Source organism: Microbacterium sp. TW_SC_2 (genome assembly GCF_055361165.1).
This window is the reverse complement of sequence record NZ_CM143952.1, coordinates 458,759-473,781: the sequence shown is the minus strand read 5'-3', so window position 1 is coordinate 473,781 and position 15,023 is coordinate 458,759. Positions and strand designations below refer to the sequence as shown.

General features: G+C 70.4%; 7 protein-coding genes. 2 read left to right on the top strand and 5 right to left on the bottom strand.

Features of this window, described 5'->3' with window-relative positions; genetic code table 11:
- Positions 1-30: 30 nt before the first annotated feature.
- The 4 genes from ACWA14_RS02220 to ACWA14_RS02205 form a co-directional block, all read right to left on the bottom strand.
- Complete coding sequence (locus ACWA14_RS02220; protein ID WP_463795843.1) at positions 31-5,724, bottom strand: PKD domain-containing protein; 5,694 nt, start codon at positions 5,722-5,724, stop codon at positions 31-33.
- Between the two features lie 131 nt (positions 5,725-5,855).
- A complete protein-coding gene (locus tag ACWA14_RS02215; RefSeq protein WP_463795842.1) occupies positions 5,856-6,494 on the bottom strand; it encodes a hypothetical protein in 639 nt (212 codons plus the stop codon).
- Positions 6,495-6,545: 51 nt separating this feature from the next.
- The gene (locus tag ACWA14_RS02210; protein WP_463795841.1) at positions 6,546-7,490 is read right to left on the bottom strand and encodes a glycosyltransferase; all 945 of its coding nucleotides are present in this window, start codon (positions 7,488-7,490) and stop codon (positions 6,546-6,548) included.
- On the bottom strand, positions 7,480-8,196 hold the full coding sequence (locus tag ACWA14_RS02205; RefSeq protein WP_463795840.1) for a CDP-alcohol phosphatidyltransferase family protein: 717 nt from the start codon (positions 8,194-8,196) through the stop codon (positions 7,480-7,482). Before ACWA14_RS02205 ends, ACWA14_RS02210 begins: the two co-directional genes overlap by 11 nt.
- Before the next feature lie 153 nt (positions 8,197-8,349).
- Between ACWA14_RS02205 and ACWA14_RS02200 the strand changes: the two genes are divergently transcribed.
- Together ACWA14_RS02200 and ACWA14_RS02195 are read left to right on the top strand one after the other, a co-directional pair.
- On the top strand, positions 8,350-10,563 hold the full coding sequence (locus tag ACWA14_RS02200; protein WP_463795839.1) for a glycosyltransferase: 2,214 nt from the start codon (positions 8,350-8,352) through the stop codon (positions 10,561-10,563).
- Positions 10,560-12,236, top strand: coding sequence for a polysaccharide deacetylase family protein (locus ACWA14_RS02195; RefSeq protein ID WP_463795838.1), 1,677 nt, complete (start codon positions 10,560-10,562; stop codon positions 12,234-12,236). The genes ACWA14_RS02200 and ACWA14_RS02195 overlap by 4 nt, the downstream gene beginning before the upstream one ends.
- 33 nt (positions 12,237-12,269) lie before the next feature.
- Here the strand turns inward: ACWA14_RS02195 and ACWA14_RS02190 are convergent, their stop codons facing one another.
- Positions 12,270-14,873, bottom strand: a complete 2,604-nt coding sequence (locus ACWA14_RS02190) for a right-handed parallel beta-helix repeat-containing protein (protein WP_463795837.1) — start codon at positions 14,871-14,873, stop codon at positions 12,270-12,272.
- Positions 14,874-15,023 lie beyond the last annotated feature (150 nt).

Genomic DNA, 15,023 nt, shown 5'->3' with positions numbered 1-15,023 from the left:
CCCGGCATGTGTCGTCTCTGAGAGGACGTCTCAGGGCTTGACGACCGTCAGGTCATCCCACCGGAAGACGGTCGTCGGCAACGTGGATGCCGAGGAGACCGTGTTCATCAGGCCGACCGTTCCGGCTGCCTGCATGGCCGCCGTGGTGTCGGTGGCGGTGATCTGCCAGTTCGCCGGTTCGGCGTCCGTCGCGACCCAGACCTTCGCACCCAGGGTGGTCGGGTTCGTCCCGGTGACCGAGAGCGCGACGTTCAGCACCGTTCCCGGCGTGTAGGTGAACGCGGGCATCAGGTACGAGCCCAGCGACACCTCATCGCGGAGGACGTACAGACGGACGCCGCCGCCGACCTCGAACCGCACGCGGGTCGAGTAATTGGATGCTCCGACCTGACGGCCGATGACGGTCGCCGTCGCCGCGCCTCCGGCGACGACCGCGTCGCTCGACAGCGACACCCGGAGCACCGCATCGGTGCCCGAGACGCCGGTCAGACGCGCGATCCTGGTCGACGACGGCGTCAGGGTAGCGACGCCCTTGCCGTCGGCGACACTGTAGGCCGCCGCGCCGTTCTGGAGGGTCCAGGCACCCCCGACGTCCGCGGAACCCCAGCTCCCGGCGGCCAGCGTCCGCGCGAACGCGTCCGCCGCCAGCGAGGCAGCGACCGGCGGTGCGGTCACCGTGACCTGCTTCGTGAGGGAGGTGGTGGCACCGGTGTTGTCGGTGACCGTGAGGACCACGTCGAACGTCCCCGCCGCGGCGTAGGTGTGCGAGGCCGTCGCGCCGGTGGCCGTGCCCCCGTCACCGAACGTCCAGGCATACGACTGGATCGTGCCGTCGGCGTCGGTCGAGGCCGACCCGTCCACCGATACGGCGAGGCCGGTCGCGGTCGGCGTGAACGCCGCCACCGGAGCCTGGTTCGGCGCCGGCGCCACCGTGACGTCGGTCGACTTCGTCGCGACACCGCCGCGGTCGTCCGTCACGGTGAGCTTGACCGTGTAGGTGCCCGCCGCTGCGTAGGAGTGCGAGGCCGTCGCGCCGGTGGCCGTGCCCCCGTCACCGAACGTCCAGGCGTACGACTGGATCGTGCCGTCGGAGTCGGTGGAGGCCGCAGCGTCGACCGAGACCTTGAGCCCCGCGGCCGTCGGCGTGAACGCCGCGGTCGGAAGCTGGTTGGCCGCCGTCGGCGCGGTCGGGTCGACCACGTCGAACGAGCGCAGGCTCATCGTCGCGTTCGGTGTGGCCGAGGTGCCGCCCAGGTAGGCCGACAAGCCCACCGAGCCGGCGACCTGGAGAGCCGCCGTGGAATCGGTACCCGAGAGCTGCCACGTGGCCGGTTCCGCATCCGCGGTGCGCCAGACCTTGGCCCGGACGGTGGTCGGCGAGGTTCCCGTGACCTGCAGACGGACCGAGAGCTCGGTGCCCGCCGTGTAGGTGCCGGGCACCACGTACGAGGCTCCGATCGCGTTCTCGCCGCGCAAGATGTAGAGCCGCATCGTGTTCCCGGCCTCGAAACGCACCCGGGCGGAGTAGTTGTCCGTGGCGACCTTGCGGCCGAACATCGTCCACGAGTATCCGGGACCCGTCCGGTCGACAGAGAACCTGGCCGTCGTGTCGGTGTTCTTCGAGGAGACCGCGTTGAGCATCGCACCACGAGTGTCGTAGATGTTCGTCACGATCCGACCGGCCGATCCGTTCGCCGAGAAGCTCGCAGCCCCTCCGGACGTGGTCCACGCGCCACCCTGATCCGCCGTTCCCCACCCGGAGGCGACGGTGCGCTGGAACTTGTCGCTCGCCAGCACCGTGAACTTCGGCGGCTCGACCGCAGTGACCTGCTTCGATGCCGTCGCCGTGCCACCGCGGTTGTCGGTGACCGTGACGGTGATCGTGTAGGCACCGCCCGCGGCATAGTCGTGGGTCGTCGTGGGCGTCGTGGTCGTGACCGTGGTCGCGTCACCGAAGTCCCAGGCGTAGGAGACGATCTGACCGTCGGAATCCGCGGATGCCGAGGCGTCCACCGAAGCCGTGAGGTTGGCGATCGTCGCCGTGAGCGCGGCCGTCGGCGCCACGTTCGGCGCCAGTTCGGCCGTCACCTGCTTCGTCGTGGTCGCGCTGCCGCCGCGATCATCGGTCACGGTCAGGGTGACCGTGTACTCGCCCGGCGTCGTGTAGGCGTGCGTCAGCGTCTTGCCGGTTCCCACCGAGCCGTCGCCGAATGCCCACGAGTAGGTCGCCAGGGTGCCGTCGGAGTCGGTGGACGCCGAGGCATCGACCGCGACGCTCATGTGCGTCGTCACGGCGTCGAACGCGGCGGTGGGCAGCACGTTGGCAGCCTGCACCGTGATCGGCTGGGTGATCGACGCCTTGCCGCCCCGGTCGTCGGTCACCGTGAGCTTCACGTCGTACGTCCCGCCGGCGGCGTAGGTGTGCGCGGCGGTCGGCCCGTCGGTCGATGTCCCTCCGTCACCGAACTCCCACCGGTACGACGCGATCGTGCCGTCAGGGTCGACCGAGGTCGAGGCGTCGAACGCGACGTCGAGGTCCGTCGGGATCCCGCTGAAGGCGGCCGTCGGGGACTCGTTCACCGAGCCGAAGGCACCGAGCTGGTAGTGCTCGTCGACCTGGGCAGCGGTGAGCGGGGTGCTGTAGACCGCGACCTCGTCGATGGTTCCGGTGAAGGTGGTCGCACCTCCCCAGCCGTTGTCGTTGCCCACGCGCCAGTACCCGTTGTAGGTCTGAGCGACCGTGTTGGGGTTGGTCCCCAGCAGATCACCGTCGACGTAGAAGGCCATGCCTTCGCCCGAGAGCTGCCCGACGACGTGGTGCCACTGCCCGTTGTTGAACGACTCGGTGGTGCTCACGAGGTTCTGCGAACCGTTGTACACGCCGAAGTTCAGCTTGCCGTCCGGCGTCATGTAGATGTGCCGGTCGTTGCTGCTGCTCAGGCCCGTGTTGCTGTTGCCGAAGCCGACGATCTTCCCGCCGGCCGTGGTCGTGGTCCTGAACCAGGCCTCGACCGAGAACACCTGCGGGTTGACGTACTGCTTCGTGCCCGCCAGGCGCACCGTCGTGGTGCCCGTCGTCGGCGCCCATCGAACGGCGGTGCCGGATGTGCCTTCCAGCGCACCCGTCTGGCCCTTCACGAGCACGCTCGTGCTTCCGGTGTAGGTGCCACTCGACGCGTTGAGACCCGCGTCCGCCGCTGTCGTCGCGCTGCCGGTCTCGTCGAGGCGCCAGAACAGCGTCGGGTCGAGGTCGAACACCGCCTTGCCGTAGCTGTCGGCGGGAGCCGCCGGGATCGACGACGCGCGCCCGCTGGCGACCCAGTGCTCGTCGACCTCGGCGCGGGTGAGCGCCCGATCGTAGATCGCCACGTTCGAGATCGCGCCGTTCAGGAAACCGCTGGTCCCGGCGCTGGGCCAGGAGCCGACGGTGTCGCCGCCGACCCTCCAGTAACCGGTGTACGCCTGCGCCGACGTGGTGTCGGTGCGCTCACCGATCTTGACGCCGTCGATGTAGAGCACCTGTCCGGCCGGACTCAGGGATGCCGCGACATGGTGCCACTGATCATCGTTGAAGCCGGTGCCGCTGGTGATCGTCCGCGTCGCTCCGGGATACACACCGAAGGTGACGCGTCCCGAGTTGTCGAGGTAGACATGGCGGTCGTAGCTCGACGAGTTGCCGGTGGCGGAGGAGCCGAAGCCCACGATCTTGCCGCCGCGCGTGCTGCTGGTCTTGAACCAGGCCTCGACGGTGAAGGTCTGCGGCCCGGTGATCGAGGTCGCGGTGCGGGCACCGGACGCGGATGTTCCGGTGAACGAGGTCGCGGACGTCGTCGCCGTCGTGTTCGGCCCGGTCGCTCCGCGCGTCGCTCCGGCGACCACGAGGTCGTTGCCTCCGGCCCAGTCGTACCCGGCGGTGCCGGTCGCCTCGCCCAGCGGCCAGTAGTCCACGGCACCCGCGGCGAGCACTGTCTCGTCGTACGCGGTCGACACGCCCTCCGCGGCGGTGGTCACGGGCGTCCAGTCGCCCTGCGTGCTGTTCCCGAAGGAATCGATCGCCTTGACGCGGTAGCTGTAGGTGGTGCCCGGGACGGCCGTCTTGTCGCGATAGGTCATCGCGGGGCGCGTCCAGAAGTTCGAGAGCTCATCGGTCTCGTAGATGGGCGTCGCCATGCCCTTGTCCTGACGGAAGACCTGGTAGTGCAGGCTCTGGTTGTCGCGGTCGTAGTTCGCGCTCCACGAGAGCCGGTTCACGCCGGTCTGGACGGACGCGGCGCTGAGAGTCCACGCACCACCCTGGACCTGGGGTCCCTGCTTGTTCGGTGCGACGTTCTTCTTCGCAAACCGGACGATGCCCTGCTGCGATGCGCCGTTCACCTTGAGGAACTCGCCTCCCACGAGCAGGTAGTCGCCGGCGGAGCTGACCTGCCAGGGCCCCTGGTACTGACCCGTGTAGTTTCCGGGCACGTACTCGGGGTACCACTGCAGCAGCGAACCCGCGGGCTGCCCTGCGAAGTTGCGGTAGCCCTGGGTGTCGTTGGTGATCAGCTGACCGCTCGCGGTCTTGGAGAAGGCGAGCGAGTGCTTGTACGACCGGGGGTTCGTCTCGGGGAACCCGTTGACGTTGCCGCAGTAGTGCGGGTGACCCACGACATAGATCGCGTCGCCCACTGGAGCGACGTCATAGCTGTCGCCGTGGCAGTCCTCCATCCACTGCAGGCTGCCGTCGCTCCAGTTCGCGCGGAACGCTCCTTCGAAGCCGTCCTGCGAGGTTCCGCCGTAGTCGAAGCCCGTGCCGTAGACGCTGTCGCCGTCGGACGACAGGGAGTACATGGCCGCCACCGTGCCGGCGTTGCGGAGCACGCTGTTCATCGCCCAGGGAAGCAGGGTGCCGTCGTTGGCGTCGAGCGCGGTGATGCCCCGGCCGGGGTTGCTCGAGCCGTTCACGGAGGTGAACGATCCGGCGATGACGACCTTGGAGCGGTCCGGGGAGATGACGACGCCCTTCGCGCCGTAGCCGCCCTGAACGTCGGCGTTGAAGCCGGTGACCGCACCCGTCGACGACGACACGGCCGCGACCTTCGTGCGCTGCGTGCCGTTGATCGTCGTGAACTCACCGGCGAGGTAGACGGTGGAGTCGGTGAGTGCGATCGAGTCGATGCGGCCGTTGGCCTCCGGGGCCCACGACGTGATGAGCGCACCGGTGGCGGTGTCGAACGCCGCGATGCGGTAGCGCCATGCGCCGGCTGCCTGCGAGAACATTCCCGCGACGTAGAGGCGGGACCCGTCTGCCGACTTCTTGATGTCGAGGACCGTGCCGTTGGTGCCCGGGTTCCACGAGGTGATGAGCGCCCCCGTGGTCAGGTTGTAGGCGAGCAGGTTCGCTCGCGGAGTCTCGTTGGTCCCGGCAGCGGCACCCGCCGGTCGCGCCTTGGCGAAGCTTCCCCCGACGTAGACGGTGTTCCCGACGACTTCCTGCGCGTACACGACACCGTCGATCTGCACGGTGGGCAAGGCATCGGCGGCGAAGGTCTCCGGCGTACCGGCCACAGGAGTCGTGTCTGCGACGGCGGCGACGGGAACGGTGAGCGCTCCGATCGTCAGAGCGAGTGCCGTGGCGATCGCCCCGGCTGCTGTGATCCCGCGCGAACGAGTGCTGCGCTTTTCAGCCGCGCCGACGCGGCGTCCCCAATTGAAGTGCACGTTGTTCTCCCCAGAGTTCTGCACTGCGCACGCCGAAGCCACGCATTAATGAAGGCCGTCCCCCATAGACGACCTTTCCCCTGCGCTGATCCTAGGGGAAACGGGTCAGATCGGCAAGGTGCAGTCCACGGTCCGCGACACGCCGCCGACGGAGCTCAGCCGACGTCGCCGCGGAAGACGAACGCGGGCTGACCGGCCCGGTAGTCCAGCGTCACGGTGACATCGCCGCGCTCGCCCTCGGGGATGCTGTAGACGTAGACGCCTTCCGCCGACTCGCCGACGTCGAGCGTTCCCTCGAACGGCGCGGCTCCGGGCTTCACGAGGCCTCCGGCGGGAGTCTTGGCCGCACCGATGTAGGCGTTGACCGCGATGAGCCCCAGATCGAGGGGTGCATCCGTGTCGTTCGTCAGCCGCAGCGTGAACTGGACGGCCGGACCTGCGATCTCCCCGGCCTGCACGGCCTCACCCTCGACCGCCTTCATCGCCGCGATCTCCGCGACGAGACCGTCGCCGTTGTCGGCCGGCTCGTCGGGCGCCACGGGAGCCAGCTCCGGCATCGTGCCCGGGGTCTCCGAGGGATCGGGGGTCGGGGCACCGGTCGGGTCGTCGCCGCCGGCGGACGCGGTGGCGGACGGTGAGGGGCTGCCCTCGGGGGCACCGTCGTCCGAAGAGCCGGCAGTGACGGCCGCGTAAACGATGGCGGCGATCACCAGCACGCCCACCACGGCGAGCACGATCCACAGCCACGTCTTCCGCCCGGCGCTCCGCGTCGATCCGTCCGCTTCTCCGACCATGGTCGACCCTCCCCACCCCACGCCGTCGGGATGTCGACGGATGCCGCGATCCTACCGGACCGCCCGGTGGCCCGTCGGGGGACGCCCTGCCGCACCGCGGGCGATGCGACGTCCGTCGCGCCACCCGCGCCACACCGCGCTCACGGGGCGCCAGGGGCGCAGGAGCTGGCGCCGGCCGCCGCGCAGCAGCACCTCCCGAGCGGCCGCACGCGAGCTCGCATCCCACCGGTGAACCGTGTCGGCGTCCAGGAGCTTGTGCGCCAGCAGCATGCGGTTGCGCACGTTGTAGTAGTAGTACAGGGGCGACTTGGCGTGCATGTCCGGATCGCCGATGCCCTGGGTCCCGCCCTCGTCGTGCACCGCCTTCGCGTCCTCGACGAGGAGCAGCCTGCCCCCGGCATCCTCCACCCGCAGGGAGAAGTCGACGTCTTCCCAGTAGAGGAAGTAGTCCTCGTCGAACCCGCCGACCGCGATCCACGCGGCGTCGTTGATCATGAGTGCGGCGCCCGTGAGCCAGCGACGCACCCGCGCGTGCGGATGGCGCTCCGCCCAGGCGCGGCCGTGCGTGGCGCCGTCGTCGAGGTCGAGCACGTGACCCGCCGACCAGATCCGTCCGGCACCGTCCTCGATCAGGGGAGCCGCGACCACCTTCTCGTCGACGTCGACGGAGTCCAGGAGCAGATGCACGGCGGCGGCATCGATCGACGCGTCGGGATTGATCAGCAGGTGTCGGGTCCGACCGTCGGCGCGGGCGGCGTCCACGCCTCTGTTGACGCCGGCGCCGAAGCCGAGGTTCTCGGTCTGCAGCAGCGCGACCCAGCGTTCACGCTCCGCGAGCGCCTGGATGGTGCGGGCCTCGTCCGCCGTCGACCGGTTGTCGACGACGTACACCCGGGCGGCAGGAAGATCTCGGCTCGCCGCGACGAGATTCCTCTCGAGGAGTGCGGAGGATCCGTAGTTCACGACGATGATCGCCAGCGCCGACTCATCCGCCATTCTGCGCCCCGGTTCCCAGACGACGCATCGCGCGGAACCAGCGCACCGCTGCCAGGAGGCAGAAGGCGGCGGCGGCGGCGAAGAAGAACGCGTACGCGACCGTGAAGACGCTCGCCCACCCCCACAGCACGTACACGAAGCAGACGATCCCGTAGTCGACCGGCAGCAGGATGATCGAACGGAGCGCTCCGCCACCGCCGTCCTGTGCCGAGGAGGCGATGCCCTTGGAGGACTTCAGCAGGTCGTTCAGGATCATGCCGAAGAACGTCGCGGTGGCGACGACCGCGAAGGCCAGCGGTACCAGGAGGTACACCGGCGGCACATCCGTGAATCGATACAGCCCGACGGCGGTCGCGATCGGCAGCGAGACGATCTTGATCGCATCGATGAAGTGGTCCAGCCACTCGCCGGCGAGGGAGCCGCCGCCGCGCAGCCGCGCGACCTGACCGTCCGCGGAATCGAGGGCGTAGCCGACGGCGAGCAGGAGCCAGACGATCAGCCCCGTCCACCAGACGGGAGCCACGAAAGCGAGCACGAGGATGCCGGAGAACGTGAAGACCGCGCTGACCGCGGTGACCCCGTTCGGGGACAGCCCGAGACGGTGGGCGATGGCGGCGAACACCCGTCCGACCGGACGGTTCACGTACACGCTGTACGCCGGCGCTCCCTTGGCGCGCCCCTTCTGCGCCGTCGACAGGCGTCGCATCGAATCCGCAAAACTCTCCGTGGCCATTCGGCGCGTCCCCTCGTCGAACCCCGCAGGAAAGGGCCCTCATCCACCAGATAGAGTATGCCTTGCCGAGGGGGCACGCATCTGGGGAGCGTCGCTGACGCCGCGGCGAAGGGGAGGACCACTGCAATGACCCTCGTCGACCCTCCGAACGGAGAACATCGGCCTCGCGTCCTGATCAGCGCTTACGCCTGCGGTCCCGACCAGGGCCCGGAGGCATCCGCCGGCTGGGCCCTCGCCCGGGCCGCGGCCGAGACCGGCGATGTCTGGATCCTCACCCGCGAGCGTTTTCGCGATTCGCTCGCGTCGGCGCTGGCCGCATCACCCGAGCTCGCCGCCCGGGTGACGGTCGTGCACATCGACCTCCCCGCCCGCGTGATGCGCTGGAAGAGGCGCGGCTGGGACCTCTACTGGTACTACGCGCTGTGGCAGCGCCTGGCGGGCAGGACCGCGGCACGTCTGCACGCCGAGGTCGGGTTCGACGTCGCGCACCACGTCAGCTTCGCGAACGACTGGCTGCCGTGCGGCATCGCCCGGCTCGACGTGCCGGTCGTCTGGGGTCCGGTCGGCGGCGCCAGTCGTGTGCCGATCTCCGCGCTGAGCCGCTGGCTGGGCGTGCGCGGCACCGTGACCGAACTCGCGCGCACGGCGCTCACCGCCCTCCCCCGCGCGATCTGGGGAGACTCGACGGCCCGCCGGGCCGCTCTCGTGGTCGCCCAGAATCCCGATGTCGCCCGGCGGTTCCACCGGGCGCGGAACGTCGTGGTCGAGCCGAACGCGGCCTTCGCCGAGGAGATCCCGCCCCATCGCGGGAGCGAGACGGGGAAGACGGCCGTCTTCGCCGGTCGCCTTCTGGCGTGGAAGGGGGCGGCCCTCGCGATCGATGCGATCTCGCGGCCCGCGGCGGACGGATGGCGACTCCTGATCCTCGGCGAGGGCTACGAGCGGGCGCGCCTGCAACGACTCGCGCGGAAGCTCGGCGTGGCCGACCGCGTCGATTTCCGCGGGCACCTCCCCCGCGCCGAGACGCTCGCGACCCTCGCCGCGGCCGATGCGCTGCTCTTCCCGTCGATGCACGACCAGGCCGGGTGGATCGTGGGCGAGGCGAGCGCGATGGGGCTCCCCGTGGTCTGCCTCGACCTCGGCGGGCCGCCCACCCTCGCCGACGTGAACGCTCGTGTCGTGTCGGCGACGGCTCCCGGCCTGCCCGACCGGCTCGCAGAAGCGCTGCGGGATTCGTCCGACGAGCCGGGTCGTGCGCACCGGCGGTGGGCGGAGGACCGCCTGCCCGCGATCGTCGGCTCCTGGTACGCCACGGCCAGGAGCGGCCGACGGCGTCCCCTCGTCGTGATGGAATCGCTCACCCGCCTCCGTCCGACGACCAACCCGTACCTCGTGCAGCTCTGCGAGGCGCTCGAGCGCACGCCGGGCATCGAGCTGTCGTTCTTCAGCTGGAAGCGCGCCCTCCTCGGACGTCTCGACGTGCTCCACGTGCACTGGCCGGAGCTCCTCGTCGGCGGTCACCGCCTGTCCGGCCGGATCGCCCGGCGCGTGCTCACCGCGCTCTTCCTGCTGAGGGCACGCCTGACGAAGGTCGCCATCGTCCGGACGCTGCACAACCTCGAGCGCCCCTCGGACATGGCGCGCATCGATCTCCTGCTGCTGGATGCCGTGGATCGCCTGACCACGCTGACGATCACGCTCAACGACGACACTCCGCTCCCGGCGGGACAGCCGCGACGGACGATCCTCCATGGCCACTACCGCGACTGGTTCGCACCGCACCCGACGCCCGCCGCGATCGACGGGCGGATGGGCTACGTCGGACTGGTGCGCCGCTACAAGGGAGTCGAGCAACTGATCGACGCCTTCCGCACGCTGGACGCCGAGGGCTCGAGCCTCTCGGTCGCCGGACGCCCGTCGACCGACGAGCTGGCTGCCGAGCTGACGGCCCTCGCCGCCGACGACGACCGCATCGATTTCCACTTCCGCTTCCTGGACGATGCCGAGCTGGTGGCCCGGATGTCCGAGGCCCAGATCGTGGTCCTGCCGTACCGGCATATGCACAACTCCGGCACGGCGCTGGCCGCCCTGTCGGTGGCCCGCCCGATCCTCGTTCCCGACAACGAGGTCAACCGGGCGCTCGCGGTCGAGGTCGGCGAGCAGTGGGTGCACCTGTTCGACGGCGAGCTCACCGACGCCGATCTGTCCCGCGTGCGCACCGCGATCGCGGCCGGCCTCGAGGGGGCACCCGACCTCTCGCAGCGCGACTGGTCGACGGTGGGAGCCGCGCACTCCGCTGCCTTCCACGCTGCGGCCGCCCAGCGGCGGGCCGGGCGGTGACCGACGGAATCCGGATCGCCGTGGCGATCCCGACGTACCGTCGACCGGCACGTCTGCGCAGCCTCCTGGCGGTGCTCCCGCTGCGTTTCGCCGAGCTCGAGGCGAGCGATGTCGTGGAGGTCTTCGTCATCGACAACGACCCGGACGGCAGCGCCCGGGACGTGTCCGCCGCGCCGCCGTCGGGGGTCCGGGTGACATACGCACCGGAGCCGACGCCCGGGATCGCGGCCGCCCGCCAGCATGCGCTCGAGGTGACCGCGGACTTCGACCTCCTGGCGTTCATCGACGACGACGAGGTCCCCCGTCCCCTCTGGCTGCGCGCGCTCGTCGACACCTGGCGCCGCACGGGCGCAGCCGCCGTGGCCGGCCACGTGCAGACCGACTTCCCGGTGGGGACCGACCCCTGGGTGCTGGCGTCCGGCCTGTTCGCGCGTCCGCTCCGAGGCGACGGCGAGCTGCTTCCGGCGGCGGGGGCCGGAAACCTCCTGCTCGATCTCGCGCAGGTCCGCGCGGCGGGCATCGCCTTCGATTCGTCCCTCGGCCTCTCCGGCGGCGAGGACACCCTGTTCACGCGCGCGATCGTCCGCGCCGGCGGCCACGTCGTCGCGTGCCCGGCATCGGTCGCCGAGGACTCGCTCGAGGAGGGGCGGGCCACACGCCGTTTCGCCCTGGCACGCGCGCGGCACCACGGGCAGACCCAGTCGGTGATCGATCTGCGCCTGGCTCACTCCCCCGCGAGCAGAGGGGTCGCGCGGGTGCGGAACATGCTCAAGGGCGTCGTCTGGATCGCGCGGGGCATCCGCAAGAGCATCGTCGGGAAGATGTCGCGATCCCTCGCGCACCGAGCCCGCGGGGCGCGGGATGTGCAGCGGGGAATCGGGCTCATCCAGGGCGTGTTCGGCGCCGCCGCTCCCGAGTACGCCCGCGAAGGCGTCCGTCCACGACCCGGTCTCCGACGGGCGGGGGCCGTGCTGCGTCGCGCTGCGCGCACCCTGTCGCCGGTGTTCCGCTCCGTCGTCGGTGTGCGGACCGCCCGACCGGTCGTCGTCCTCACCCTCGACGACGGGCCGGATCCGGAGTGGACCCCTCGGATCCTCGACGAACTGTCGCGCCGGGGAGCGACGGCCACGTTTTTCGTGCTGCTCACCCGCACGCGCGCGCACCCCGAGCTGGTCCGCCGGATCGTGGCGGAGGGCCACGAGGTGGCACTGCACGGCGCCGACCACCGACGACTGACGTCGTACCCCCGTTCAGCCGCGTCGCGGATGCTGCGCGACGCACGCGCGGAGCTCGAGGCCTCGGCCGGTGTTCCGATCCGCTGGTACCGTCCGCCGTACGGCGCCCTGTCCCCGTCGCGGTGGTGGGCCGTGCGTCGCTCCGGGATGATGCCGGTGCTCTGGACCACCAGTGTCCTCGACGGTCGCGATGCGGAGCACGGGGAGCGGATCTCGCGGGCGACCTCCGGCATCGTCGCGGGGGCGATCGTCCTCGCTCACGACGCGCGTGCCGGGGCGGCGGACGGAGTCGACGACCCCGAGATCACGCCGTTCGACCGAGCGGCGCTGATCTCCGACGTCCTCGACGAGTACGACAGGCGCGGGTTGGCGACGGTCTCACTCACGAACGCTCTGCGCTCGGGCCGGCTGCGCCGACGGATGGTGCTCGTCGGCTGACGACGCCGTTCGGGCATCGTCAGCCGACGAGGTCTAGCGTGCGGTCACGGGTGCATTCGGAGCGCCGAGCGTGCGCGTCTGCAGAGACACGCCCAGCGCGTCCGCCACCTTGCCGGGGAGCGCCACGATGCCCACACCGGGGTTCGCCGCCGTGAGCTTCCACGTGGTGGGATCGACGATCGGTGCGCCCTCGACCAGCACGGACTTCGCATCGTTCCCGGTCAGCGCGCGGAACTCCTCGATCGTCGTGATGCCGCGCGTGCCCTTCGGGCCGTCCGCCCAGCACGCGAAGTTCGCGGGGGACGACGCGGAGGTCCGGTGGTAGAGGTTGGCGTCCTGCGAGATGCCGAACTGCCCGCCGTACCAGGTGGTGGTCAGATCCTGCACCAGCATCGGGCACGCCTGGCCGCCGTAGGAGAGGACGTTGTTCCGCACGATCACGTCGCTCGTGACCCACGGGATCAGCGTGCGGAGGCTCGAGACCTCCTGCCGGCGCTCGTCCTGCATGTACGTGATCGTGCGTCCGTTGCCGACGATGGTGTTGTTCCAGATGTCGACGTCGCCGGAGTCGAAGACGAACACACCGCTGTTGCCGTTGCCGATGATGTAGTTGCCGGCGACGGTCGCGGTCTGGCTGAGCTCGATCTCGAGCCCCTCCCTCCCGTTGCCCTCGAACACGTTGTCGGTGACGGTGAGCTTCGAGCTCGAGACATCGAACCACAGACCGGTGGACCCGACATTGTCGGAGATGATGCTGTCGGAGACGGTGACGTTCGATGCCCGCGACATCTTCACTCCGCCGGCCACCGGGGTGTAGTTGAATCTCGAGGCGTTGTTCCCCGTCACGAGCGAATCCTGCAGGCGGAGATCGTCGGCGTCGTTCACGGCGATGCCCAGCAGGCCGTTCCCGGTGACGGTGAGGTTGCGCAGCGTCTTGTCGTCGTTCCAGACGAACAGCCCGACCGTCGCGTTGTCGCGGATCACCATGTTCTCCAGCGTGAGGTCGTCGACCTCGGCACTGACGGCGCCCAGGAGCGCGACCGTGGTGGCGTAGCGCTGCACGCCGATGCCGCGGAGGGTCGTCCCCTCGCCCTGGACCTTGATGGCCTTCGCGAGCGCGCTCGCCTCGACCAGGCGGCCGCTGGGGTTGGTGCCGACGACGATCTGCTTGGCGTTGCGATCCACGAAGAACGTTCCGGTCGACACCTGCGAACGGCTGCCGACCTGCGTCAGCGGTGCGCCGTCGATCCACAGCTGATCCGGGTGGCCCGCCATCGGGTTCGATCCGTTGACCCACCAGCTCGTCTCGTCCTGGCCCGAGCTGAACGAGACGCGCGAATCGAAGAACGTGCTCCAGGGAGCCGCCCAGGCGCTACCGGACTGCGACCAGCCCGTGACCGGACGCGAACCGTCGAACCACACCGCCTCACCGGGCGCGGACTGGATCGTCAGCTTCTTGAAGAACGGCACGGTGACGCTCTCGCGATAGACACCCTCGCGCAACACCAGCGTGGAACCGCTGGGGGCGGCGTCGATGGCCCGCTGCGCACCCGCGACGGGGCTGGACTTCGTCCCCGATCCGGACGCCCGAGAGCCGTCGGGGACGACGTAGATCGCCCCCGCGGGGGCGGGGTAGGACGAGTCGCCGACAGGGACGGACCCGGCGGTGCCGGTGGAGGCCGGGGGCTCCGGCGTCGTGGGCGGCTCCGGCGTCGTCGGAGGCACCGGGGTCGTCGGAGGCACCGGCGTCGTCGGAGGCACCGGGGTCGTGGGGGTCGTCGGCTCCGGGGTCGGAGTCGTCGGGGTGGTCGGCGGCACGTCCGCTGACTCCACGCTCACGTCATCGACGCGCACGGTCATCGCCGGGTTTCCGGGCGACAGGTAGGTCTGGATCCCGGGGGTGCCCCCGTCCGTCACAGCATCGGCGGAGCCGTCGGTGACGGACATCTGCCAGTCCGGGGTATCGGTGCCGGCGAGCCAGGCGCGCGCACGCACCCTGACCTCGTCGGTGCCCGCGGTGTCGATCTCGACGCGCACCGCCGCACCCGCCGGCACCTCGTCGAGCAGGAGCAGATCCTGCCGGATGACGGTCTGGGTGTCGTTCGCGTCGTATCGGGCGATCGACAGAACGCCGCGCGACCGGGTGTCGAGGCGGAACCGCGCGCCGTAGTATCCGTCATCACCGTTGCGGGTCGTCACGATGGTCGTGGCGCCGTAGCCCGCGGTGGGCACGGCGGAGTAGCGGATCGTCGCACCGACCGTCGCATCGGCCGCCTCCGCCGTCGTGGCGACGTGGATGCTCCTGTTGCCGCCGCGCACGGCGATCGCGCCCGCGTCCTCGGAGACCGAGGCGTCGGAGGCGGGCCGCGAGACGTAATCGTCGCCCCACCCTCCGGTCGAGGATCGCGTGAACGTGTCGGTCCACGTCGGGGAGCCCTCGGCGTCCGGCGCACTCGGATCGGCGGCGGACGCCAGCGCGCTCTGCGGCTGAGATGCCGCAGCGACGGCGGCACCGGCCGGCGACGGGACGGCGAGAGCGCCGATGACGAGAGCGGTGGTCATCGCGATCCAGCGGGATCGAGGGAGGAACGGACGGTTCGACGAGCGCGAGGGCGCGGTCTTGCGGAACGAAGTCATAGGGGGGAGCCGGGGCCTTTTCGTGGGGGATCTTGCTTCTGGCAGCGAACTCAGGCGATCCCTGTGACATCCGTCGCGGTGTCGACCGTCACGGATGCGTCTTGCGGGAACCACACGAGTTCTGGTCCCTCCCCGCTGGGCACCATACCC